The organism is Tannerella forsythia, from assembly GCF_003860135.1.
Lineage (GTDB): Bacteria > Bacteroidota > Bacteroidia > Bacteroidales > Tannerellaceae > Tannerella > Tannerella forsythia_A.
Map to the genome: position 1 here is coordinate 1 of NZ_RQYN01000026.1, position 25,116 is coordinate 25,116.

19 protein-coding genes and 1 tRNA gene are annotated in these 25,116 nt (G+C 42.9%); 10 read left to right on the forward strand and 10 right to left on the reverse strand.

Annotated elements, in window-relative coordinates; translation table 11 throughout:
* Positions 1–708: 708 nt before the first annotated feature.
* Together EII41_RS07750 and EII41_RS07755 are read left to right on the forward strand one after the other, a co-directional pair.
* Positions 709–2,526, forward strand: a complete 1,818-nt coding sequence (locus EII41_RS07750) for an AMP-dependent synthetase/ligase (protein ID WP_124790116.1) — start codon at positions 709–711, stop codon at positions 2,524–2,526.
* Positions 2,527–2,617: 91 nt separating this feature from the next.
* Positions 2,618–3,238, forward strand: a complete 621-nt coding sequence (locus EII41_RS07755) for a LysE family translocator (protein WP_124751409.1) — start codon at positions 2,618–2,620, stop codon at positions 3,236–3,238.
* Between the two features lie 207 nt (positions 3,239–3,445).
* On the opposite strand, the gene EII41_RS07760 is transcribed toward EII41_RS07755, so the two are convergent.
* From EII41_RS07760 to EII41_RS07805, 10 genes are all read right to left on the reverse strand, one after another.
* Positions 3,446–6,322: a calcium-translocating P-type ATPase, PMCA-type gene (locus tag EII41_RS07760; protein ID WP_124790117.1), complete on the reverse strand. Its 2,877-nt coding sequence runs from the start codon at positions 6,320–6,322 to the stop codon at positions 3,446–3,448.
* Positions 6,323–6,335: 13 nt separating this feature from the next.
* Positions 6,336–7,856: a helix-hairpin-helix domain-containing protein gene (locus tag EII41_RS07765; RefSeq protein ID WP_124790118.1), complete on the reverse strand. Its 1,521-nt coding sequence runs from the start codon at positions 7,854–7,856 to the stop codon at positions 6,336–6,338.
* Positions 7,857–7,873: 17 nt separating this feature from the next.
* Complete coding sequence (locus EII41_RS07770; RefSeq protein ID WP_221620707.1) at positions 7,874–9,427, reverse strand: PP2C family serine/threonine-protein phosphatase; 1,554 nt, start codon at positions 9,425–9,427, stop codon at positions 7,874–7,876.
* The gene (locus tag EII41_RS07775) at positions 9,330–10,370 is read right to left on the reverse strand and encodes a TerY-C metal binding domain-containing protein (RefSeq protein ID WP_124790120.1); all 1,041 of its coding nucleotides are present in this window, start codon (positions 10,368–10,370) and stop codon (positions 9,330–9,332) included. The genes EII41_RS07770 and EII41_RS07775 overlap by 98 nt, the downstream gene beginning before the upstream one ends.
* Positions 10,371–10,397: 27 nt before the next feature.
* On the reverse strand, positions 10,398–11,033 hold the full coding sequence (locus tag EII41_RS07780) for a vWA domain-containing protein (protein WP_124790121.1): 636 nt from the start codon (positions 11,031–11,033) through the stop codon (positions 10,398–10,400).
* Positions 11,033–11,671 (reverse strand): vWA domain-containing protein, encoded by a 639-nt coding sequence (locus tag EII41_RS07785; RefSeq protein ID WP_124790122.1) that lies wholly within the window; start codon positions 11,669–11,671, stop codon positions 11,033–11,035. Before EII41_RS07785 ends, EII41_RS07780 begins: the two co-directional genes overlap by 1 nt.
* 10 nt (positions 11,672–11,681) lie before the next feature.
* Positions 11,682–12,353 carry a TerD family protein gene (locus tag EII41_RS07790; protein ID WP_124790123.1) on the reverse strand — a complete coding sequence of 224 codons (672 nt, stop codon included), beginning with the start codon at positions 12,351–12,353 and terminating at the stop codon, positions 11,682–11,684.
* Between the two features lie 6 nt (positions 12,354–12,359).
* Positions 12,360–12,935 (reverse strand): TerD family protein, encoded by a 576-nt coding sequence (locus EII41_RS07795; RefSeq protein WP_124790141.1) that lies wholly within the window; start codon positions 12,933–12,935, stop codon positions 12,360–12,362.
* A gap of 429 nt (positions 12,936–13,364) precedes the next feature.
* Positions 13,365–14,555 carry a site-specific integrase gene (locus EII41_RS07800; RefSeq protein ID WP_124790124.1) on the reverse strand — a complete coding sequence of 397 codons (1,191 nt, stop codon included), beginning with the start codon at positions 14,553–14,555 and terminating at the stop codon, positions 13,365–13,367.
* Positions 14,556–14,686: 131 nt separating this feature from the next.
* Positions 14,687–14,759 (reverse strand) — tRNA-Lys (locus tag EII41_RS07805).
* Between the two features lie 127 nt (positions 14,760–14,886).
* On the opposite strand from EII41_RS07805, the gene dacB reads away from it, so the two are divergent.
* The 8 genes from dacB (at position 14,887) to EII41_RS07845 (ending at position 25,114) form a co-directional block, all read left to right on the forward strand.
* Positions 14,887–16,380 carry a D-alanyl-D-alanine carboxypeptidase/D-alanyl-D-alanine-endopeptidase gene (gene dacB / locus EII41_RS07810; RefSeq protein WP_260425525.1) on the forward strand — a complete coding sequence of 498 codons (1,494 nt, stop codon included), beginning with the start codon at positions 14,887–14,889 and terminating at the stop codon, positions 16,378–16,380.
* Positions 16,381–16,441: 61 nt separating this feature from the next.
* Positions 16,442–17,572 (forward strand): hypothetical protein, encoded by a 1,131-nt coding sequence (locus EII41_RS07815; RefSeq protein ID WP_124790125.1) that lies wholly within the window; start codon positions 16,442–16,444, stop codon positions 17,570–17,572.
* Between the two features lie 3 nt (positions 17,573–17,575).
* Entirely contained in the window at positions 17,576–19,441 is a 1,866-nt protein-coding gene (locus EII41_RS07820) for a DNA topoisomerase IV subunit B (RefSeq protein WP_124790126.1), read from the forward strand.
* Between the two features lie 10 nt (positions 19,442–19,451).
* Positions 19,452–19,931, forward strand: coding sequence for a pantetheine-phosphate adenylyltransferase (coaD, locus tag EII41_RS07825; RefSeq protein ID WP_124751404.1), 480 nt, complete (start codon positions 19,452–19,454; stop codon positions 19,929–19,931).
* A complete protein-coding gene (locus EII41_RS07830) occupies positions 19,928–21,526 on the forward strand; it encodes a S41 family peptidase (RefSeq protein ID WP_124790127.1) in 1,599 nt (532 codons plus the stop codon). The genes coaD and EII41_RS07830 overlap by 4 nt, the downstream gene beginning before the upstream one ends.
* A gap of 38 nt (positions 21,527–21,564) precedes the next feature.
* Positions 21,565–22,815 (forward strand): SO_0444 family Cu/Zn efflux transporter, encoded by a 1,251-nt coding sequence (locus EII41_RS07835; protein WP_124790128.1) that lies wholly within the window; start codon positions 21,565–21,567, stop codon positions 22,813–22,815.
* A 259-nt stretch (positions 22,816–23,074) separates the two neighbouring features.
* The gene (locus EII41_RS07840; protein ID WP_124790143.1) at positions 23,075–24,112 is read left to right on the forward strand and encodes a Gfo/Idh/MocA family protein; all 1,038 of its coding nucleotides are present in this window, start codon (positions 23,075–23,077) and stop codon (positions 24,110–24,112) included.
* 27 nt (positions 24,113–24,139) lie between these two features.
* The gene (locus EII41_RS07845) at positions 24,140–25,114 is read left to right on the forward strand and encodes a hypothetical protein (RefSeq protein ID WP_124751401.1); all 975 of its coding nucleotides are present in this window, start codon (positions 24,140–24,142) and stop codon (positions 25,112–25,114) included.
* The last annotated feature ends 2 nt before the right edge of the window (positions 25,115–25,116 follow it).

A 25,116-nucleotide genomic window follows, 5' to 3' on the forward strand; every position in this document is an offset into this window, starting at 1 on the left:
TTCCATGAATGCAATTATACAACTTTTTTCCGGATCCTGATTTATGGGTTACCCACACGATTCAACACAGACCCGAAAAAGGCATCGTATTTCGGCGGAGGGCTGTAAGCCTGAATTATAATCGTTAATGGCTCATTGTCAACGGTTATGCATGGTACACGCCGAATCATGTACCCGGCATAACAATTAACAACTGACAATTGACAATTAAATAATAATGGTAAACGTCGAACCGTGTATCGCGTAATTTGGGATAAATAGAGGTACAACATCGTACGATAGCAGTATCGGAGGCTTCCACAGCTTCCGTCCGAAATTTTCGTTTCAATAGGTAAGGAAAGCCGTTGTTACCGTTAAGCCTTCCGATAACCATCGTTAAGCTAACGGAACACATCCGCTTACTTAAACCACAACTGTGATCCAATCAGACCACAGCTGTGTTCCAATTGTCCTACAATTGTGATCCAATTGGACGACAGTTGTGAAACAAGTTAAGGATGCCTACCAAAAGGCTTAACGGTAACGATTCGCAGGCTTAATCATCGCCATCAAATTCCTTGAATACTTCGTCCGGACTCCTATACCAAACGCGTGGCTATCAACTTCTATTCATACGTCTTCTGATGGCTCGGCCGGCAAGTTGTCTCCCTGTTTTTATGAAAAGACCGTTTTTTTATGTAGATTTGTCCGTTTCAAAAGCAAGAAAAAATGAAAGCAGCGAATTACCATTTTGCAGAAATGATATTCCGTCAGGCCGAGAAGTATAATGATCGGACGGAATTACTTCATCGCGAACCGGAGAGCGGGAAATGGCTCAAAATTTCATGGGCGAAGCTGGCCGATCAGGTCCGTCTGACTTCACAGGCTATGATCGAATACGGCATCGGTGTACAGGAGAATATCGGCGTCTACGCGCAGAATATGCCGGAATGTTTCTTTGCTTCGTTCGGCGCCTACGGCATCCGTGCCGCGGAGGTGCCGATGTATCCGACCAACTCGCCCGATCAGATTGCGTACATCATCCGCGAAGCCGCGATACGTCTCCTCTTCGTGGGCGAGCAGCAGCAATACAACAATGCCTTCAAGGTGCAGCAGGAAATGGGCGATACGCTGAAGACACTCGTGATCTTCGACCGCCATGTGGTACGCTATCCGGAAGACCGAACCTCCGTCTATTTCGATGAATTCATCCGCCTCGGTGACAACGCGCATGCCGAGACCGGCGCGAAAATTCGGCGCAACGAAGCTCTCGACGAAGATACTGCTCTGATTGTCTATACTTCGGGCACAACGGGCGAGCCGAAAGGCGTCATCCTTACCCATGCCAACCTGCGCGAGACGATGCGCATCCACGACATCCGTCTGCCGATGGTCAACGACCACGATCTGTCGATGTGCTTTCTTCCGCTCGTGCATATCTTCGAAAAAGGCTGGGCTTGCTTCTGCCTTTACAAAGGCGTGCGGATGGCCATCAACCAGTATCCGAAAGAGATTCAGAAAACATTGCCCGAAATACGCCCGACGTTGATGTGCAACGTCCCGCGGTTCTGGGAGAAAGTGTATAGCGGCGTACAGGAAAAGATCGAACGGTCTCCCCGGACCATGCAGCGGCTTTTTCGCGACGCCATCGAGACGGGACGGCGCTATACTTTCGAATATCGGAACATCGGTCGGAAGCCGCCGTTGGGGCTTATGTTGAAATATCATTTCTACGATCAAACGCTTTTCACGATATTGAAAAAAGCCGTCGGGCTTCAACGCGGCGTGCTCTTCCCCGTTGCCGGAGCACCGCTGGCCGACAATATCGCCTCTTTTCTTTTGTCGGTAAACATTCCGATTATCTACGGATACGGCCTCTCCGAAACAAGTGCTACCGTATGTTGCTATCCGATGAAGGAATACATTGTCGGGTCTATCGGAAAAGTCATGCCCGATCTCGATGTGCGCATCGATGAGGCTACAAACGAGATCCTCGTCCGGGGCAAGACCGTCACGGCGGGATATTACAAAAAGCCGGAGGAAACGAAGCAGGCTTTTACCGACGACGGGTTTTTCCGTACCGGTGATGCCGGCCGCCTCGAAGGCGATACACTCTATTTCCTCGAACGGATTAAAGACCTGTTTAAAACGTCGAACGGGAAATACATCGCTCCGCAGGCCATCGAAATGAGTCTGAGCGGCAACACCTACATCGAACAGTGTGCCGTCATCGCGGACGAACATAAGTTTGTCAGCGCGCTTATCGTACCGGCTTTCCCGGCACTCGAAGCTTACGCCCGCAAGAAAGGTATCGTTTACAGCGATCATCGCGAACTGATCGGGAAAGAAGAAATCGTCCGGCTCTTCCATTCGAACATCGAAGAGTGCCAGAAGCATTTCGCTTCGTTCGAGAAGATCAAACGCTTTACCTTGCTTGCCGAACCCTTTTCGATGGAGAAGGGGGAACTGACGGATACGCTCAAGCTGCGCCGCGGCGTAATCGCCCGTCGCTATGCGGCCCAGATCGCCGCGATGTATGAAGAGTAAGCGGAAAAGTGTACCTTTGCAAACGATTGACGGATCTAAATAAAGCAAACAGAAAGCCGGTGTCGACAGCATACCGGCAGTGTAAAGAACGATGATTGAGCTTTTCTATACAGGGGCGATTATCGGTATTCTGGTCTCGGCGCCGATGGGGCCTATCGGAATGCTGTGTATTCAACGTACCTTGTCGAAAGGACGATGGCACGGGTTTGTCAGCGGGCTGGGCGCGGCATTGTCCGATGTGCTTTACGCGGCTTTTACCGGTTTGTTCATGGGGCTCGTTGTGAATTTCGTGGAAGCCCATCAACAGCCGCTCCGGATCTTCGGAAGTATTATGTTGGGGGCCTTCGGATATTACATCTTCCGGAGTAATCCGGTGAAACAGTTGAAGAAAAACCGGGAGTATAAGATGTCGTTCGTTCAAGATTTTGTGTCTGCTTTTCTGCTGACATTTAGCAATGTGCTGATTGTGCTCTTGTACATCGGACTGTTTGCACGTTTCGCTTTTGTCTTTTCGGCCAGTGTGTGGGATATACCGATCGGCTTGGGAGGCATTGCCGCGGGAGCGATCCTCTGGTGGTTTTTCGTCACCTATCTCGTCTCCAAGCTGCGGCGTTGGTTCAACATCCGCGGTATCCGTATCCTGAATCAGATTGTGGGAGGCGTGATCCTCGCGCTCTCAGTCGTCGGGATTGTCTATGCTTTTATTGAATAAGACAGCTCCATCTTCCGAGCATTCACCACCGTTATAATATAAAACAGCAAATCCCCGATAATGCTCGATTATCAGGGATTCGTTTCGGAGTGATTCGCTTTTATCCAATTAAAAAAATAGCATTGGCATTTATCCCTTAACTATCTTATTTTTTTAGAAGCGAATAAATATCATTTCTCTGATAATTTTACTGAAAACAAGCCTGAATTATTTTTTAGTAAATCGTACTATTTCTCCAATCCATAAAACGAATGAAGTCGCCCCTATAATTATACCCCAATCTTTTAGAGAAAGTGGCACAGTGCGGAATACTTTTCCTCCAAATTCAACGATTAGAACTTGACCAACTAAAATCACAATTGCAACCAGAATAAACCCGATACAGTTTTTTATATTTGAAAAAGCAGATTTCCGTGTAAGAAAAGCTTTTGCGTTAAACATATTCCAGAATTGTAACATGACAAAGATGGTAAAGAAACGTGATAAGTCATATGGGCTAACTACTCCATTCTCTGTGAATATAAATAATAGACCCAGTAAAAGTGCAACGAACGAAAAACCAACAAATAAGATATTGAATCGCATTGCAGGTGTAATGATAAAAGCGTCATTTTTACGCGGCTTATTATCCATCACTTTCTCATTAGGGGGTAATGAAGCCAACGCTCCAGCAGCAAAAGTATCCATAATTAAATTAACCCACAGCATTTGAGTCACAGTAAGAGGCAATTCATAACCAAATATCGATCCAAGCAGCACGATAACCAAGGCTGCTACATTAATTGTTAGCTGAAACAGAATAAAACGTTGTATATTCTGATAAAGTGAACGCCCCCACATAACGGCCGAAGCTATACTCTTGAAGGAATCATCCAGCAAAGTAATATCACTGGCTTCTTTAGCCACAGATGTGCCACTGCCCATTGATAAACCAACTTGTGCATAGTTTAGAGCAGGAGCATCATTTGTACCATCTCCTGTTACAGCAACAATCTCACCTGAGCGCTGTAACAACTGTACGAGTCTTTGCTTATCGGTTGGACGTGCACGGCACATTATTTTTAGATGTTCTACCCGTTTAAGAGCTTCTTCATCTGACAGTCTCTCAAACTCTGTTCCGGTAATGATGTTATGAAGTTTATCGCTTTCATTCCATATTCCGATTTGACGACCAATTTCTCTCGCGGTTCCCGGTGTGTCTCCGGTAACAATCTTAACCTGAATGCCTGCATTTAAACATTCATTTACTGCCAGAGGAACATCTTCACGAACAGGGTCAGAGATCGCTGTAAGCCCCAAATATGTAAGATTTACATTGACTAAATTCCCATTTTCGAAGCGAGGCATATCATCTTCAATAATTTCATAAGCGAATCCAAGTATTCGCATGGCTTGATTCTGGTATTGTAATAATAACTCTTCGATTTCCTTTTCTGAATCGGAGACAGATTTCTTACCTGATTTAAATAGTACATTATCTGATTTTGAAAGTACAATTTCAGGTGCTCCTTTTACGTATAGCACTTTCCTATTTAATAAAGGAGAGTTAATCAGTGTTGCCATATATTTACGTTCGGTACTAAAGGTTAGCTGGTCAATAATCTCGGCACTTTCTCGTATACCCAAATAATCGACTTGCTGGTTATATAGCCATAATAATAATGCTGCTTCCGTAGGATTACCTATAGATTTAATTTTTTGTGGTTGGGAAGAATCAAGATAGGCAGTTGAATTGACAGATATACTTTCTTTTATCAGATTACTTAACTCGCTATTTGATAAAAGTTGATTGTCAAGGGCAAAGAATTGTGTTTCATAAACCTGCATCTGATTTTGAGTAAGCGTTCCTGTCTTATCAGTACAAATAACAGTAGTAGCTCCCATTGTCTCACAAGCATGCATTTTTCTAACTAAGTTATTGTTCTGAAGCATTCGGCGCATACTTAAAGCCAAACTTAGCGTTACACTCATTGGTAACCCTTCAGGAACAGCCACTACTATTAAAGTTACAGCTACCATGAAGTATTGTAGAATACGCCCAGCAACATCTAAACTAATCCACGATTCTGTATGCAACGGATTTATTCCGAAAGCAAACCCCATAACAGATAAAACAATGAAGACGCCTCCTCCCAGCCCTATCCATTGTAACCAACTTCTTCCATCAATACACTGGGGAACTTCTTTAGTCTTTCCACATAATTCAAAAGCGTCATAAATAATAGGAACCCAAACTTTAACAAGTACTACCATTGCGGAAACAAAAATAATTCCAATTGAGCCAAGTTGTGCCATTGTAAAAGTGGTCGTTCCTAAAAATATATCTTTAATAAACAAAGCAAAAAAGGTAAGAATGGCAAGAATAAATCCAACTACACCTATAAATTTAGCCAGCTTGTCAAGTTGTTGGTTAAGAGGTGTCTCTTCTCTTTTCATTTCTGTTGATTGTTCAGCAACTTTTCCATATTCAGTTGAATCTCCAACTCTCTTTATCTCTAAAATTCCATGTCCATCCATCACTTTTGTTCCACGCATCGCCCAATTAGATGGATAGGTAGCTTCCGATTGGAAATCGGAAGGATTGGTTGTTTTATCAATCATTGGTTCACCGGTCAAACATGATTCATCTACTTGTAAGGAAACAGCTTCTAACAGCTCTCCATCCGCAGGTACTTCTTCACCTGTTCCAAGAATTACAATGTCGCCAACCACGATGTCTTTTTTGGGTACTTCACAGACAAGCTCATTCCGAATTACTTTTACCAAAGCATCATCATTAACTTGATTTAATACGTCGAATTTCTTGTTGGCATCTAATTCAAACCAGAAAGCAACACCTGTTGCCAAAAATATTGCACAAAAAATACCGATAGTTTCAGCAAATTCCCAATGTACAAAGGAAATTCCTAATGATAGAAATGCTGCTATTAACAATATCCGAATGATGGGGTCTTCAAATTTTTCCGCAAAGAGCCTCCACAAAGGTTCTTTCTCTGGTGGGGTTAATACATTAGTACCATGTTTTTCCCTGCTTTCAAGTACTTTTTCATTGGTTAAGCCTGTGAAATGATGTTTTCGTTCCATGATGATGTTTATTTTAGTTATTTGTAAGTGATACAATAGCGACTCTCCCGCCTTCTTCTTTTAAAAGCAACAGTCTCTTTCCGTTGGTGATTTCCACCATTGAGCCCACTGGAATCAATCTGTCCTCCGTCAAATCCTTTAATGAAGATAACTTCTCGTTGACAAAGAACCATTTGTTATTGAAATAAGAGAAATATCCAACCCTTGCTTTTTGTACATCAGTTAGCTTTTCATTTCTAATTACATTTCGATTGGAATGCCATTGATGCAAAGTAGAATTATTGTAAACAACCAATCGTTGATTATCCGGTTTCCAAACACTTGGTTTGAACTGATAGAAAAAATCCAACACCGGGATTGATTGATTATATTTTGTTCCGCAAAACGGACAATGGGTATCTTTTGTGTTATTATAAATAAACCATTTTTGCCCGCATCTCGGATTACTACATTGGAGTTTCAAATCATTGGTTTTAATCAGTGCATGCTCCCAAGCATCTGCAGTAGGTCTTTCGATCGGGTTATGTAAACCTTTAATAAATGCTTGGTCAAATAGTGCCTTTAAATATGGCCCTGTGATGGTATATGGGGTTTTCTTCAAATCAGTCCAGGGATAAAATTTTGTGAGGTTATCACCATATTCTCGTTTGAAATTCCGATTGCTTGCATCTGTTGGATGCTCAATAAACAAAGCTTTTGAGCCCATCAATAAATCTTCTTCTTCTTCAGACTCTACAGCTCCAAAATAATTACCACCACGGAGAGGATGCCGATAAAGTAAATACATGTATATTAGTACAGCTAAAGCATGCAAGTCTGTTAAGCGATTCGGTAATTTTCTGTTTAGGTCATTTTTGTCTAAATGTTTTGTCGCTAACACTTCAGGAGCTATAAAATCAGCAGTTCCTATAACATCAGGAGGAAATAGACCTGGCACAACAAGTCCATCAATATCAATAATAGCAGCTGTTTTACTTATCGGGTCAATTAATACATTTTTATAGGATAAATCAGAATGAGCCAAGCCTGCTGCATGTAATCTTTTTACTCCTCTAGCTATGTTTACACATATCTGAAAATAACTTAGCCAATTCCCCAATTCGGATTCATCCAATTTCGACTTGGATTGAATGACCCTGAATTTTGCACTCGCAAACCATTTTCCTTCTTTTTCTTTTCCTTTTAATAGATCATTGTTTGCATATCCTTTTTGGAAAAAAAAATTTCGGCTATAACACGGAACAATGATTCCCACTTTTTTATCTGCTTCTACTACATCTGTAGGCCAAGTGTATAGGTTTTTGTAGTAGCTCCCGCCTTCTTTATTGAAGAAACTGTCAAAATACTGGGTCACAATTTTTTTTAATCGTTCTCTGGAATTAAAATCCTGTGAGTCTCTATAGAAGGCAACCACATAAGACTTATCCGGACTAAAAAAAACATCTTTCATTCCTCCCCGCATAGGTTCCCCATTATCTACATATTGATACGTTTTACCCGGATTAATGATTGACGAAACAGTTCTTGTGTTCATATTCGTTCTTTGATAAATTAAAAAATGACAGCTAAGGTTCTATCATCATGATTTCCCGGACTCCAAAAGTTCATCCATTGTAATAACTGACCCTCTATTCCTTTATTATCAGGATTAAACTCAACCTTTACACACTCTTCATTGTCCCCACTTAAATCTCTTAAAAAATCCATCCACTTTTCGTGTTTCTCAAGGTTTGCTTCCACAACAAACTTAGGATCATAAATTCCGTCAGTCATCAAAAACAGATAGGAAAAATCTGGAATAAGATGAAAGTTGAACCGAGAAGCCATTGGGTACTCACTGGAATGAAAAATTTCAGATTGAGTAATGAATCGTGTCCCTCCTCCAAATTCACCAACATCTAGCCAGTTAAGCAGGGATACCTCTGTTTGGTTCTTATTCATTACTGCAATTGGGCAGTCTCCAACACTAAAAGTAAGAATAAGGTATCCTAACTCATACCTTTTATACAAAGCGAATATTAGAGTTGAGTGAAAATAATCCAATGGATTTTTAGCCTTAGGATTATTAAATAGTTCAGGGTTATTCTGATGGGTTTTTATTGCTGCTTCCCGAATTTTACTATGTGCAAATGTGGTTGCTTTGTATAAAATATGTTTTGATAAAACTTCCGATTCTCTCCATATCGTTTCGTCTTTAGTTTGGATAAACTCCTTTATTTTGTGTTCAAATTCTTTATCAAGATTGAGGTCTTCTGTTTGCTCAAAATGGTCAATCACGGCATGGCAAGCAATTTTTGATCCTTGCCTAGATAAAGTACAACTACCAGCGCCATCGGCAACAGCAACTATTGACCAGCCAGTATTTTTATAGTATTTGAAAGCAAAATCGTCATCGCGGAAGGAACCGATATTCTTATGAGAGCGGCCTCTCTTGGAAGCAACAACAATATGCTTTTCTCCTAATTGACTGAAATTATAGTCATCATCTTTTTTCCAAAAAATAGCACTTTCATCGCTCGGAATATCTTTCCAAAGTGTTTTAGGGTCAGGATTAATGATAAGGGGAATTACTTTTTCGTGTAAAGGTTCATTTTCGCTTTCTCCTTTTATTTTAAATAATAGCCTGATTTTAACATCACCGCTTTGCATGGGAATTCCTGTAATTGTTTGGTCTTTCTTATCGTAAGTCAACCCTAATTTAGAGAATCCATCAACATCGAATTCAGACAAGTCTGTTAACTTTAATTGCTCAAAATCAATTCTTGCCTGATATGGTTTATTGACAGTTGCGTTCGGAATGCTAATTTGTTGTGCAATAATGTCTTCTATCCTATTTCTTAATTTCCATTTATCCATTAGCATATTCTGAATATCAACAATTTGTCTTACAGCAGCAATATTTGAGTCGCTTTCTATAAACTCATTTAATAAATTGATCCTATCTTGCTGTATAAAAACCCCTTTTGTCTTAAAAAGAGATTGAATGTATGATTTTGCTATTTCCATCTTATCCTTGTGTTCTATTGACATTAATGCCACCTTCACCGAGTCCATAAGTTCCTTGGCTTGCACACCAAGGGCAAGTACTGATTTTTTCGCTACCAATACAATGAATTTTTCCACAGCCACATACTGCAAAGGCGAATTGATTTCCACACCAAGGACAAGTCGGTGCACCGATTAATTTGTCGGTATTTATTTTATAATTGGGTACAGATTCCTCTGAAAGTTCAAAGTATGAATTATCGACTTGAAAAGCTCCGACTAACCTGTAATTAAACCCTATATCTCCCGAATCATGTACAAAAACATTTTTCCTGTATTTCATAAGATAAGGACGCTTTGTATTTTGACATTTTGCAGCTAATATTACAAAGTTTTCATCTACTCTTGGTTTTGAGATTTCTTTTGTCAAGTCAATTCTGGAAATAGTTTCTCCATCTAATTGGGCTAGTTCAAATCCTAATGTATTATTCTCAACGCTTGCGCTACTGGTTTTAATCGAATCGGTAACCCATTTGAAAAACTGCTTGTATGCAGAAGCGTCGGTATTTCTGAATTGAAGCACATTGTCAGTTAATTTACCAAGTAAATGGTTGTCTGTTTCATCTCCAAATGAAACAGCGATTAAATTTGCCGTCCTCTGCCAGTTACTTTTCCATTCTGCTATTGCTGGCTTAGTTTCATCGGTAGGCACACCATCTGTAAACAAGAAAACAATAGGTTTCCAATCACCTTTTTGTTCAATGGTTGTTTTGATTGTATTTTTCCGTAGTTCATACATTAGATGCCCTAAACCATTGCTCAAAGAAGTACCACTTCCAATCGGAAATTTTGGAGGGTAGAAATTAACAATCTCTTGCAAAGGAATAAGTGTTTTTGACCGACCTGCAAATACAATAATGGAAACCCATACTGTTTCTATGGCATTGGCGTCTGTTTTCAATGCTTGAATAATGGTTTCTAAGCCTTCTTCCACCTGCTGAACAGGTACTCCCACCATTGATTCGGAAACATCAATTAAAAAATATATTGGTAATCGTCTCATAATATTTACACATTAAAAATCGGAGATCTATATGACTAAATGTACTTCTGATGGAGCTGGAGGGAGTGCTACCATATCTGTTACTCCCATACTCTTATTTCCTTGCTCGATTGTATCCGAGACCCATCTGAAAAACTGTTTTAAGGTATTACTGTCAGAAGTCTCTAAATGCACTACAGAATCACATAACTCGTTCAATTTGGAATCATCAGCCCAATCACCCGCAGCACACCCAATTATCGCTCCAAAATTCAACATTTTTATCCTTGGAATCATTTCTGAGTATAATTGTAAATCCGAGGGTTTTCCATCTGTGAAGATGAATAATAATGGGCGCCAATCACCTTTTTGTGTAGGAGTTCCTTTTCTCACATCCATAGAGACTTTCTGGCATAATAACTCAAGAGCTTTCCCTGTGAAAGTTGGACCACTTGGAGGGCAAACAATTTCAGGCAATTGCAGTGAGGGCAACTCTGTTAATGGTAAGATTTCTTTTATCTCTTTATCAAATGTAATAATGCTTACCCAAAGCGTTTCCGATGCTTGCGCATCGGAACGCAATGAATTTATCATGCCACTTAGTGCATTATTAAGGGCTTGAATAGGTTCTCCATTCATTGACCCGGATGTATCCAACAGAAAATAAACCGGCAATCTCCTCATTATACGACGATATTTAATTCCGAAGGAGGAGGGGGCAGTTCATTCAATCCAGCTACTTCTTTGCCACAATCTTCTATTTTTGTTGATGAAACACCAATGGAAGCAGTAACCCAAGCAAAAAATTTGGAAATACTTTGGCTGTCGGCTGTATCCAAGCTGACTACATTGTCTGTAATCTGTTTTAAAATATTTGTATCCGCTCCACTACCAGCAGCACAAGCAACAATGAATGCTATTTTCCGCTTTTTTAATTCAGTCAAGCCATTTTGCCAATCATCGGTTGGATTCCCATCAGTCATTATAAAAACTAATGGCTTCCAATCACCTTTTGTTTCTGAGGTTGTTTTAGCAACTTCATTGTCGATACAATTACTGACGAGTTTCAAGGCTTCACCCAAAGCCGTTGTTCCACTTGCCTTTATATCCACCATCTGAAATGATCCTAAATCAGTTAAAGGAATAATTTGCTTCGCGGAACTGTCGAAGGTGATAATACTTAAGAAAGCTGTTTCTTGCGCTTGCGGGTTTTGCCGTAGTGAACTTATCATGACTTGTACTCCGTTTTTTACAGCTTCAATCGGTTCACCACACATGGAACCAGATGTATCTAATAATAAATATACAGGAAGTCTTCTCATGGTTTCTGAATTACTGGTAAATATATTTTTTCAGGATTTCGACAAAACTGTCTGTCTGGTATGGTTCTCCAATAGCTCTGAATTTCCAACCGCCATCTTTCCGATATGCTTCAGCAAAAACCATCGAGCACATACCGTCCATTGTATAATCACCTGATAAATTATACCTTGTAATCTCTTTTCCTCTCGCATCAACCGCCCTGATAAAAGCGTTTTCAACCATCCCGAAATGTTGATTTTTCTGTTTTCCTTGATAAATAGAAACGACAAATAGAATCTTCTGAAACTTTTCATCTAATGAATCTAATTTAACAATGATTTGCTCATCATCCCCATCACCGGCTCCAGTTCTATTGTCTCCTGTTAACCAAATATGACCCGAAGGGTGTTTCATTGAGTTAAAATAAATAACATCTCCTTGATATAAAATAACCTGTCTTCCACCAACATAAACTGTCCGTCCAAGATTAGCTACTTTTCCATTGCGATCTAATAAGAATGCAATAGCATCAAGATCATACTCATCTTCTCTCTCTCCAAAAAGTTTTCCTAATAATCCGCTTCCTTTTTTACGGACATCCCAACCTAATCCAATTGTAACAGAAGATAAGTTGTACACGTCTTCCCCTTTATCATTTTTGCGCAGATCTATGGTCTGACCTTTTTGTAAATTAATTGCCATATCTTCTCATTTTATGATTTTTCCTTTATAATATTTCGATAGAAAGAATGCCAAGTCTTCTTTATAACCAATTCCGGATGCTTCAAATTTCCATTTACCCTCTTTTTTATAAAGCCTTCCGAATTCAACAGCTGTCTCAATTGAGAAATCTTCTCCTAATTCATATTTTGCTATTTCTTTACCAGTTGAATCGTCAACTATCCGGATGTATGAATTGCGAACTTGTCCATAATTTTGTTTTCTTTGTATCGCTTCATGGATAGTTACTACAAATAAAATTTCATTGATGCGATGGTCAATTTTTGACAAATCAATCTCAATGGTTTCATCATCTCCATCTTCACTATTACCTCCTGTAGGATCATCTCCTGTGTGATGCAAAGCCCCATCTGGAGAATCAGTATTTCCATAAAAGACAAAATAAGGTTCCGACGGTATTTGTCTGTTTGTGTCAATCATGAATGCAGAAGCATCCAAATCAAAATCAAAACCGGTCCCTTCGTTTGGATTCCACCCTAATCCTACACTCATCCTTGTTAGGCCAATATCTATTTTTTGGCCCTTTTGTAAGTTAATTGCCATAACACTTTGATTTAAATTATTAATAAACATTTTTTATACCTCCTCTTCTTTAGAGGTGGTACTTAAATAGGCTTTGTAGTATTGTGTTGTTTGTTAGTGTTCTGTGGTTCCCTTTTGACTTTTGAGGAAGGATTTTAAAACAGATTTGTAAAACAATAACAAGGAAGTATTTTTATATTATTTGTAATTAAACTGAGAATCAATCGGTATTTATTTATTGCATCGATTTTAAATATATTTTTTTCGAACATTTGCATAAACACGTTGAAAAACAGCTTCTTGATTGAGAAAAAAGCAAAAGTCGCATCTCTTGTAAAAAAAAATATAATTGTCGACAATCTATTATTGAAAATTCTTTTCTATCTTTGTAGAGAATTTACTTTCGATAAAGTACCACCTCTAAAGAAGAGGTAGTCATTCTTTTAATTACTATAATGCTATGACTTGAGCATTTGCGTTATCTATAATAGACTGATCGATAGAAGCCAAATAGATACGTGTTGTTTTTTCGTTCTCGTGTCCCATCCCTTCACTGATAACTTGCACAGAGATTCCTTTTCGAAATGCTATTGTAGCCCATGAATGCCTTGCTACATAAGAACTCAACGGTTTTTCTAGCTCTATCATTTCAGATAATCGTTTCAAGCGTTTATTGTATGTGCGCAAGTGACTGATATAATTATGGTTCTTTCTATTGTATATAGGAAGTATGTAGTTGTCTATAGTTAGGAGCCTATATCTTTCTATGATTTCTTCAATACATTTCTCAATCTTAATAGACAAAACTTGTTTGGTCTTGCTCCGAGAATAAATGATATAGCCATTTTTAAGGTTACTTTGTCTGAGATTGGCCATGTCTATAAAAGACATACCTCTTGTATAAAAACTAAACATGAAAATGTCTCGTGCTATTTCTAAATTGACTTGCTTAGAAAGCTCAAGTTTGCACAGCTTCAAAATTACAGATTCATTCACCGCTTTTTTGGATGTTTTATCGACACCTGTATAAACATCTCTGAATGGATTATTTGAAACTGCCAACCCCTTGCGTATAGCCTGATTATATATTGATCTTAATGATCTCATATAACAAGAAACAGTATTTCTACACACATTATTATTTACCAAATAAGCCTCATACTTGTTGATTAGCACGTTGTCCATCTTTTTAATCCAAATGTCTTCTCCACGTCTAAATCGAGAAAAGCTCCGATATGCTGTCTCACATATTGATGCCGTTTTAATTCGATTTTCAGATTTTAGCCTTTTAATCCGGTTTTTTATAAAAGAAAAAAAATAGCCATTGAAAGAATTATTTACATAATGTTCTACTAATTCCTCTATTGTATACTCTCCTCTCTTTTCTAATATAGATATTAGCTCATTAATCTGTCTCCTCTCTCTTTCTAAACCGTCTTTAACGGTCCTTAAGTAAACGCCTCTCTCACTAGATGATTTATCTGCTACCACAGATTCTAAATGAGTATCCCACTCGCAAGGAAATAGACGAAAATGTGTCGTAATCAGTTTGGTTTTACGATTATGAATTAATTGGAAATAAAGTACGCCTTCCTTGTCTTTAATAGTCGATTTTCTGAATTTTATTTTTATCGAAGTCATTTCTTTTACTCTTTCTTGAAATGTGTTTTTTCAGAATTATTCAATGCTCCATCTTCCGAGCATTCACTACCGTTATAATATAAAACAGCAAATCCCCGATAATGCTCGATTATCAGGGATTCGTTTCGGAGTGATTCGCCTGGGGCTCGAACCCAGGACCCCATCCTTAAAAGGGATGTGCTCTACCTGCTGAGCTAGCGAATCTACCTTGAAGTACTTTTTTAATGCGAGTGCAAAGGTAATGCTTTTTTTTAGAAAAACAACTAATGCCGCAATTTTTCCAGATTTCTTTTTTCATTTTCATATCTTTGCCTCTAAATATGTATATAAAATGAGAAAAATCATGATTCATCAGCGGATGATTATTTGGGTCGCATGTCTTTGCTTCGGTACACAGACGCTCTTCTCCCAGTCCGTTCCTGCTCCACTGAAACGTTTCTTAGACAAACCGATGGTTCGAGGAGCATCCGTCGCATTGATGGTGAAAGAAGTAAACAAAGGGACTGTTGTATACGAGTATGAAAGTGAACGTCAGCTGATACCTGCCTCAGTCATGAAAACCGTCACGGCCGCCACGGCTCTCGAGATACTGGGTGAAGACTTCCGTTTCGAGACGTCTGTTTCGTACGATGGAGAGATTCGTGACAGCATCCTGCGCGGCAACTTATACCTCTGCGGAAGTGGAGACCCTACGCTCAACTCGTCCGAGCTTGATACCCCGAAAGACAGTATCCTTAGACTCTGGTCGGCAGCCATCCGCAAGGCCGGCATCCGCGAAGTTACGGGAGCGCTGATTGTGGACGAAAGTATTTTCGATACCGAAGGCGTATCGATGAAATGGATGCGTGAAGACCTTGGAAGCGAATACGGACAGGGCAGCTATGGGCTGAACATCTTCGACAATCGGTTCCGTCTGTACCTTGAAAGCGGTGTAGCCGGCACAACGCCGACGATTAAATACTGTGAACCGGACATGCCGTCTCTCACGTTTCACAACTACGTCAAAGCTGTTCCGGCACCTGCCGACAGTTGCTTTATCACAGGATTTCCTTTCTCCGACGAACGTTATCTTTACGGTGCGATCCCCGCGCGCCGCTCCCATTTCAAGCTGACGGCCGACATTCCCGATCCGGCGCTTTTTGCGGCCCGCTACGTCCATGCTTTTTTTCAGCGCGAAGGTATCCGTATCCAAGGCGCTCCTTCATGTCATCGCATTCTCTCGCGGATGGGGCAGTGGAAAGAGACGACTCGCAAGACTTTGATCACGACTTATTCGCCTCCCCTCAAGGACCTCGCCCGCATATTTTGTTTCGTCAGCCATAACCTGTATGCCGACGCCGTGTTCAAAACGCTCGGGTTGCGTTACGCTCCTTCCTCGAAAGAGGCGATCTCTTCTTTCGGAAGAGGAGCACAGGTCGTTACGCAGTATTGGAAGCAGAAAGGGATCGATTCCTCTTCGCTCTGGATGTTCGACGGGAGCGGTCTGGCCATTACCAACAAAGTAACGGCCGAATTCCTGTGCGACGTATATACTTACATGGCCTTGCGCTCGAAAGCATCGGAGGCTTTCGTGCATTCGTTGCCGCGAGCAGGGATAGACGGCACATTACGAAATATGATGAAGGGAAGCTCGTTGCAGGGAAAAGCACGACTGAAAAGCGGTAGCATGAGCCGTGTCCTGTGTTATGGCGGATATATGGACCACAACGGTAAGCGCTATGCCGTTGTGATATTAGTCAATAACTTCACGGGAAAAAGCCGCCGGATGAGAGCCTCTATCGAGGAGTTACTGCTCTCGCTTTTCAAAAAAACAACACCGGTCTAAATTAAAATCACTACATTTGTCGCTTAAAAAAAACGGAAGAACGTTTACAGCAGGTGCGAATATGAGTGTATCAATTAAAGAAGTAGCGACAAAAAAAGATCTGAAGAACTTCGTCAAGTTCAATATCGATTTATACAAAGGCAACCCATATCATGTTCCCGGACTGATCGAGGAAGAAATGATTACTTTATCGAAAGAGAAGAATCCTGCTTTTGAAAACAGCGAAGCAATTTATTTTTTAGCGTATAAGGATAATAAAATCGTGGGGCGGATTGCCGGGATCATTGTTCATGCGAGCAACAAGACATGGGGACAGAAACATGCACGCTTCGGATTTGTCGACTTTATCGACGATCCGGAAGTCGTCGATGCGCTGTTTCATGCCGTAGAAGGATGGGCCAAAGCCAAAGGCATGGAGGCAATTCACGGACCGATGGGCTTTACGGATATGGATCACGAAGGGATGCTGATCGAAGGGTTCGACCAGCTCGGTACGATGGCGACGATCTATAACTTTCCGTATTATCCCCAACACATGGAGCGGATGGGCTACGTGAAAGATCAGGACTGGCACGAGTTTAAAATTTATATCCCCGACGCGATCCCCGAAAAACATCTGCGCATCGCCGAAATCGTGAAAAAGAAATACGGCCTCAAAGTATTAAAATTCAAGAGGAGGAAAGACATTCAGCCGTATGCGCGCAAAGTCTTCGAAACGTTGAACGCGTCGTTTGCTCCGCTTTACGGGTTTTCTGAGTTGACCTCGAAACAGATCGATTACTACGCCAAAATATATATCCCGATGTTGCGTCTTAATCTGGTCACATTGATCGTACGCGAAGAAGACGATACGGTAGTCGGGTTCGGCATCTCGCTCCCCAGTCTTTCGCATGCCTTGCAAAAAGCCAAAGGACGACTGTTCCCGTTCGGTTTCATTCCGCTGCTCAAAGCGATGCACTCGAAAACAAAAATTGTCGATCTGTATTTGATGGGTATCCTGCCCGAATATCAGAACAAAGGAGTCAATGCTCTGCTTTTTTGCGACCTCATCCCCGAATACATTAAACTGGGAGCGGAGTACGCGGAGAGCAACATCGAGTTGGAGACGAATACGGCCGTACAGGCACAGTGGGATTATTTCAAACGCGAGCATCATAAAACACGAAGGGCTTTCATCAAAAAACTGAGTTGATTCATGAACGAATACACGAACCTTTCACAAATAGTAACCTACGACGACAAAGATATTGTTACGCTCGAAGGGCTTGATGCCGTTCGCAAGCGTCCCGGTATGTATATCGGCAATACGCACGGCGGCGAGGACCGGCACGACGGCATTTACGTTCTTCTGAAAGAAGTCATCGATAACTCGATCGACGAGTTCCGTATGAAGGCCGGTACCCGGATCGATATTACCATCGACGAAGGAAACGTGTCGGTACGTGACTACGGGCGTGGTATTCCGCAAGGAAATCTGGCTAAAACGGTCTCGACGCTTCATACCAGCGGTAAATTCGGGTCCGAAGCGTTCAAAAAGTCTATCGGTCTGAACGGTGTCGGCATCAAGGCGGTGAACGCGCTGTCTACCGATTTTACGGTCGTATCGTATCGTGATCAGGTGGAGAAAAGGGTCGAGTTTCGGTGCGGAAAACTTGTTCACGACCGTGAGGCCATTGAAACGAAGGAAAAAAACGGAACACTCATCCGATTCACCCCGGACCCGTCGATTTTCGAAAATTACGCATACCGTCACGAGTTTGTAGAGACACTGATTCGCAACTATTGCTACCTGAACTCAGGACTGTCCATTTATTATAATGGTGAAAAATATATTTCGGAAAAAGGTCTTGAAGACCTGCTCAACGAAAACATCACCGACGAGATTCTTTACCCCATCGTCCACCTCAAGGCGAATGATATAGAAATTGCTTTTACGCATGTCAACCAGTCGCGCGACGATTATTACTCGTTCGTAAACGGACAATATACTTCGCAGGGAGGCACGCACCAGGCCGCATTCAAAGAATCGTTTGCACGCACGGTGAAGGAATTTTACAATAAGAACCTCGAAGTGGCCGATATCCGTAGCGGGCTTGTCGCCGCCATCTATATCGGTGTGGAGGAACCGGAGTTCGAATCGCAAACAAAGATCAAGCTGGGTTCGCGAAACATGAGTCCGAAAGGCGATCTGTCGGTTGCCAAATTTATCGGCGATTTTATCAAGAAAGAGGTCGACAATTACCTTCACAAGAATCCGGAAACAGCCGACGCGCTCTATAAGAAGATACAGGAATCCGAGAAAGAGCGGAAAGCCATCGCCGGAGTGGCCAAGTTAGCGCGCGAGCGAGCCAAGAAGGTGAACCTTCACAATCGTAAACTGCGTGATTGTCGTATTCACCTTAACGACGGGAAGAGCGAGAACAAAACCGAGAGTAGCATCTTCATCACCGAGGGGGACTCGGCCAGCGGCTCGATCACGAAAAGTCGTGACCCGAACTTACAGGCCGTATTCAGTCTGCGCGGTAAGCCGCTGAACTGTTTCGGTCTGACCAAAAAAGTCGTATATGAGAACGAAGAATTCAACCTGCTGCAAGCCGCCTTGAACATCGAAGACGGGCTGGACGGATTGCGCTATAACCGGGTCATCATCGCCACCGACGCCGATGTGGACGGTATGCATATCCGGTTGCTGTTGATCACGTTCTTTCTTCAGTTCTTCCCCGACTTAGTGAAGCAAAAACATGTATTTATCCTCCAGACACCGCTTTTCCGGGTACGTAACAAGCAGAAAACGATTTATTGCTACAACGAGGAAGAGAAAAACGCGGCAATCAATGAGCTGGGAAAGAATCCGGAGATTACGCGATTCAAAGGGCTGGGGGAAATTTCTCCCGACGAGTTCAAGCATTTTATCGGGAAAGAGATGCGCTTAGATCCGGTGTCTATTAAAAAGGAAGACTCGATCAAGGAGATGCTTGAGTTCTATATGGGAAAGAATACGATGGAGAGACAAAATTTTATTATCGACAACTTGGTGGTAGAGGAAGATCTCACCACCTGAATACAGGCACATGGAAAAAAGAAGAGCTATTTTCCCGGGCACATTCGATCCTTTTACCGTCGGCCATCAGTCGTTGGTCGATCGCGCATTGACATTAGTCGACGAAATCGTCATTTCTATCGGAGTGAACCTGACCAAAAAAACTTATTTCTCCTTAGAGGAGCGAGTGGCATCCATCGAACAACTTTATCGAAACGAGCCTCGCGTGCAAGTCATGCTGTATGATTCGTTGACCGTCGATTTTGCGAAACGCATTGATGCCCGATTTATTCTGCGCGGTATTCGCACCATGAGCGATTTTGAATACGAAAAGCATATGGCGGACGTCAACCGGGAACTCACCGGCATCGAAACGTTCATTCTTTTTACCGAACCCGAATATACGCATATCAGTTCCAGCATCGTGCGCGAACTGTTACAATACGGCAAAGATATTTCCCGTTTTGTTCCTCAAGAAGTGCAACATACATTAAAACAACGAAAATCATGAACAGAATTTTATCGATCTTTATAGTCTGCACATTGCTTTATTCATCGGCTCACGCGCAGCAGCGAACCGATATGGAAGCCCGAAAACTCTCCATGGCATTGTATGCCATCAGTAACTTATACGTAGATAAGACGGATGAGAAGAAGCTGGTAGAAGACGCAATCGTCGGGATGCTCGAAAAGTTAGACCCTCACTCCGACTATTCCGATCCGGAAGAGACGAAGGAGTTGACGGAGCCGTTAGACAGTAATTTCGACGGCATCGGTATCCAGTTCAATATGCTTACCGACACGCTCTACGTGATTCAGGTCATCTCCGGAGGTCCTTCGGAGAAAGTGGGACTGATGGCCGGCGACCGGATCATCATGGTAGACGATTCGCTGATTGCCGGTGTCAAGATGAAAACGAGCGACATCATGAAACGGCTGAAAGGCCCAAAAGGCACCGAAGTGCGCGTAAAAGTAAAGCGTGGGATCTCCACCGAGTTACTCGAATTTAAAATTATCCGTGGCAAAATACCCGTTTACAGTTTAGACGCTGCCTATATGGCCGATGCAACGACCGGTTACATCCGCCTGAACCGTTTTGCCGCTTCTTCGCACGAAGAGTTTAACAAGGCATTGGTCAAACTCCGCCAACAGGGTATGAAGCACCTGATTCTGGATTTGCAGGGCAACGGCGGAGGCTATCTCCATGTGGCATGTGCTTTGGCCGACGAATTCCTCGGAAAAGACAGGCTGATCGTTTATACCAAAGGGAACCGACAGCCACGCGAGGAAGCCGACGCCACCGAAAAAGGCGGATTCGAGAACGGACGATTGGTCATTATGGTCGACGAGGCTTCAGCCTCGGCGAGTGAGATCGTGTCCGGAGCTGTGCAGGACTGGGACAGAGGTGTCATTCTCGGACGACGCACATTCGGGAAAGGGCTTGTACAAAAACCGATCCCGATGCCCGACGGTTCGATGATCCGCCTCACCGTCGCACGTTATTACACGCCTTCGGGACGGTATATTCAGAAGCCCTATAAGAATGGTCAGGCCAAAGAATATAATCGCGACCTGATCGAACGGTATAACCGCGGTGAGTTGATGAATGCCGACAGCATCCATTTTCCGGATTCGCTGAAGTTCAGCACCCTGCTGAACAAACGTACGGTCTACGGCGGTGGCGGAATCATGCCCGATATCTTTATTCCTTTCGATTCGACACGTTACACAGACTATCACCGGAAAGTGGCCGGAATGGGAATCGTGAACCGTGTAGCGATGAACTACCTCGACAAGAATCGCAAGGAGTTGGGTAAAAAATATCCGGCATTCAAGACATACAAGGCGAAGTTCGAGGTGACGGACGAAATACTCCAAGAACTTCAGAAGCTCGCGACTGACGAGAAGATCGAATTCAACGAAGAACAATACAATCGATCCAAGCCACTGATCTCGCTTCAGCTCAAAGCACTTATCGCACGCGACTTATTTGATATGAACGAATATTTTCAAACCATTAACGACGATAACGAAAGCCTGAAAGAAGCCCTGCGCATCATCAATGACGAAGCAGCCTATCGCAAGGTACTCCGAAAAAGTCGATGACGCAGAAAAAACGTGTCGGGCAATAAAAGATAATGTGTATGGAATCTTGGAATGCTTTTGTCAATTTGTTGAATGAGATGTCGCCCTATCTGTTGCTGGGCTTCCTCTTTGCCGGACTGCTGCATGTGTATGTGCCGCAGGGGATTTACACGCGTTACCTTTCGCATAACGATTTCCGGTCGGTATTGTGGGCCGCCCTATTCGGCATCCCGTTACCTCTGTGTTCGTGCGGAGTGATTCCTACCGCTATGTCGTTACGCAACGAAGGGGCGAGCAAGGGGGCAACCACTTCCTTTCTCATCGCTACGCCACAAACGGGAGTCGACTCGATCATGGCCACTTATTCGCTTTTGGGGCTTCCGTTTGCGATTATCCGTCCGTTCGTGGCACTGGTAACTGCCATGGTAGGTGGGGTAGCGGTAAACCGCTTTGCTGCCGGAGATGAAGAAAAGTCGAGCGAATCATGCGCTTCCGCCTGCGGATGTGTAGGCTCTGACGACTCCTCTCGCCCGAGACGACAAAACCGTCTGATCGAAGCGCTGCGCTACGGATATGTGGAGATGCTTCAAGACATCGGCAAATGGTTAGTAATCGGATTGGTGATTGCGGGGTTGATTACCGTTTTCGTACCAACGACCTTCTTCGAGCAGTACGCCGACACCCCGATAAAGAACATGCTGCTCGTACTGCTCTTCTCTGTCCCCATGTATCTTTGTGCCACGGGATCTATCCCTATTGCCGCGGCATTGATGTTGAAAGGGATGTCGCCCGGTGCGGCACTTGTCCTGCTGATGGCCGGACCGGCAACGAACATGGCGGCTATTCTCGTTATACGTAAAGTGATGGGGGTAAAAACACTTGTTACGTATCTTGCAGCCATTATTACCGGTGCAGTCGGATTCGGATTGGCAATCGATTATCTATTGCCTGCCGAATGGTTTGCGGCGCCGATTACTGCGACGGCTGCGGCCTGTTGCCAGCCGGATACGCCCTGGTTCAAAACATCGTGCAGTATCTTGCTTGTACTGCTGCTCATCTATGCTTTTTTCTTGAAATACAAACAAGAACCTATACAAACAAACGATATGACAGCAAAATATAAAATCACCGGCATGAGTTGTAACCATTGCAAGGAAAGTGTGGAGAAGGGCCTTGGCAAATTGGCAGGCGTTACTTCCGTAAGCGTTGATCTGAACAGCGGGACGGCCTTTGTCGAAGGTACCGCTACGGAAGCCGAAGTCAAAGCCGTGATCGACGATCTTGGCTTCGGGTACGGCGGAAAAGCCTAAAAGCAAAGCGAAATTTCCCACGAGAGGATTAATTTGTTCGTTACACGAGCGAATCGAGGGGAGAAATTGAAGCATGATGACAGAGAAGCATCGGTCAGGAAAACGAAGATCACCCCTCGTGAGCTACGGATATTGCTTGCAATAACGATCTTCACGACACGTTGTATAGAATAAGTTTTGTATCTTTGCAACGCTTTTTGAGTCACCCCGCATGATGGGAGTGACGTGGACTTGTTGTATGAAGGAGTCAACAAACGAAATGATCAAACCGGTTCGTTTTGCCGTGGTCGGTTGCGGACATATCGGCAAACGCCATGCGGAAATGATTTCGCGTGAAGAGGGCGCCGAACTGGTCGCGCTCTGCGATATCCGACCTGAACTCGTATTGGGTATCGAGGCATATAAAGTACCTTTCTTCCGCAGTTTGGACGCTTTATTAGAAAGTGGTATTCCGTTCGACGTGTTAAACATCTGCGTGCCGAACGGCCTGCATGCCTCGATGGCGATTCGGTCGATGGAGGCTGGCTATCATGTCGTCATCGAAAAGCCGATGGCTCTCTCTGTGGCCGATGCCGAGAAGGTCGTCTATACTGGTTTGAAGCACCATCGGCAAGTCTTCTGTGTGATGCAAAACCGCTATTCTCCGCCTTCGGTATGGATCAAAGAGATGATCGAGTCGGGACGTTTGGGGCAGATTTACATGGTTCAGCTCAACTGTTACTGGAATCGCGATGAACGCTATTACAAAGCCGGCGGCTGGCACGGAACGGCCGATTTGGACGGCGGCACGCTCTTTACGCAGTTCTCGCATTTTATCGACGTGATGTACTGGCTTTTCGGCGACATTACCGACATACAGGCGCGATTCGACGATTTCAACCACCACGATACAACCGCCTTCGAAGACTCGGGTGTCGTTCACTTCCGTTTTACGAACGGAGGAGGCATGGGGTCATTGAACTACTCGACCGCCGTTTGGAATAAAAACCTCGAAAGCAGCATGCTGATTGTGGCGGAAAACGGAAGTGTGAAAATCGGGGGACAATACATGAACGAAGTCGAATATTGCCATATCCGAGACTACGAGATGCCGACTCTTCCACCTACGAATCCGGGCAACGACTACGGCGCTTACAAAGGCTCGGCACAGAACCATCACCTCGTAATCCGCAACGTGGTGAATGTCCTTTCCGGGAACACTTCCGATACGATAACGACGAACGTACTTGAAGGCATGAAAGTCGTCGATATCATCGAGCGGATTTATGCGTTGAAGAAAGATCCGGACAAAAAATGATTAAATAACAAATTAAGATCAATAATTATGGCAACCGTCGTATCATCCAAAAACACCAAGACAGAGATTCTCGAAGCATACGAAAGTCTTCTGGAAGAAGTGCAGAAAGCCAAGGCCAATCATCCTAAATTAGAACAGGAAGAGAAGCAAAATAAAGAGATAAGTGATCGCGTTTCGGACTTGTCGAAAGACCATATCGGAAAAAGCATCGAAAACTTAAAAATAAGTTTGAATGGTTCATTAAACGGATTATTGGAAGAACTTTCTATGGAATACAAGAAATTATCCGATATAAAGATGGCCATTGAAGTTGAGAAAAAAAAGCTCGAAGACTTATACTCACTCACCGCCAATACCGATTCATTGGCGACCATGCTTCTTGTGCAGAAAGAGAAAAAAGAGGCATTCGAAAAAGAAATGGCTGAAGCGAGACTTTTATGGGAGACAGAGAAGCAAAAACACAAAACGACACAGGAGGAGCATCTCAACGAGGTAGCCAAGCAACGTCAGCGTGAAGAAGAAGAGTATGCATACAATCTGAAAACTGCAAGACAAAAAGATACAGATGAGTATAAAGTCAAAGTACAGCAGCTCGAAAGAGAGCTCCAAGAGCGGAAGGCAAAGTTCGAGCAGGAAATGATGGAACGTGAAACCAACCTGAAAACTGCAGAAACAGAATTGGTGGAGTTACGCAAATATCATGCTGAATATCCTCAGTTGTTAGAAAAAGCATTGATTGATAAGGAAGCGGAAATCACAAAGAACCTTCAAACAGAGCACGAATTCAAAAACAAACTTTCCGAGCAGCAGAATGTGGCAGAGATTCGTCTGAAGGACCAGCAAATAAATTCTCTACAGGAAAAAATAAAAGAACTGCAAGCACAGGTAAAAGAGTATGCCGATAAGGCTCTTCGTGCTGAAGCCAGTGTAAAAGATATTGCATTGAAGGCGATTCAGAACGCTTCAACACCTCGCTACGTAAAAGAAAAAGAAGGAGAATAACT

Coding starts and splice junctions, on each gene's coding strand:
- EII41_RS07750 (WP_124790116.1), top strand. CDS start 709: ATGAAAGCAGCGAATTACCATTTTGCAGAAATGATATTCCGTCAGGCC.
- EII41_RS07755 (WP_124751409.1), top strand. CDS start 2,618: ATGATTGAGCTTTTCTATACAGGGGCGATTATCGGTATTCTGGTCTCG.
- EII41_RS07760 (WP_124790117.1), bottom strand. CDS start 6,322: ATGGAACGAAAACATCATTTCACAGGCTTAACCAATGAAAAAGTACTT.
- EII41_RS07765 (WP_124790118.1), bottom strand. CDS start 7,856: ATGAACACAAGAACTGTTTCGTCAATCATTAATCCGGGTAAAACGTAT.
- EII41_RS07775 (WP_124790120.1), bottom strand. CDS start 10,370: ATGAGACGATTACCAATATATTTTTTAATTGATGTTTCCGAATCAATG.
- EII41_RS07780 (WP_124790121.1), bottom strand. CDS start 11,033: ATGAGGAGATTGCCGGTTTATTTTCTGTTGGATACATCCGGGTCAATG.
- EII41_RS07785 (WP_124790122.1), bottom strand. CDS start 11,671: ATGAGAAGACTTCCTGTATATTTATTATTAGATACATCTGGTTCCATG.
- EII41_RS07790 (WP_124790123.1), bottom strand. CDS start 12,353: ATGGCAATTAATTTACAAAAAGGTCAGACCATAGATCTGCGCAAAAAT.
- EII41_RS07795 (WP_124790141.1), bottom strand. CDS start 12,935: ATGGCAATTAACTTACAAAAGGGCCAAAAAATAGATATTGGCCTAACA.
- EII41_RS07800 (WP_124790124.1), bottom strand. CDS start 14,555: ATGACTTCGATAAAAATAAAATTCAGAAAATCGACTATTAAAGACAAG.
- dacB (WP_260425525.1), top strand. CDS start 14,887: ATGAGAAAAATCATGATTCATCAGCGGATGATTATTTGGGTCGCATGT.
- EII41_RS07815 (WP_124790125.1), top strand. CDS start 16,442: ATGAGTGTATCAATTAAAGAAGTAGCGACAAAAAAAGATCTGAAGAAC.
- EII41_RS07820 (WP_124790126.1), top strand. CDS start 17,576: ATGAACGAATACACGAACCTTTCACAAATAGTAACCTACGACGACAAA.
- coaD (WP_124751404.1), top strand. CDS start 19,452: ATGGAAAAAAGAAGAGCTATTTTCCCGGGCACATTCGATCCTTTTACC.
- EII41_RS07830 (WP_124790127.1), top strand. CDS start 19,928: ATGAACAGAATTTTATCGATCTTTATAGTCTGCACATTGCTTTATTCA.
- EII41_RS07835 (WP_124790128.1), top strand. CDS start 21,565: ATGGAATCTTGGAATGCTTTTGTCAATTTGTTGAATGAGATGTCGCCC.
- EII41_RS07840 (WP_124790143.1), top strand. CDS start 23,075: ATGATCAAACCGGTTCGTTTTGCCGTGGTCGGTTGCGGACATATCGGC.
- EII41_RS07845 (WP_124751401.1), top strand. CDS start 24,140: ATGGCAACCGTCGTATCATCCAAAAACACCAAGACAGAGATTCTCGAA.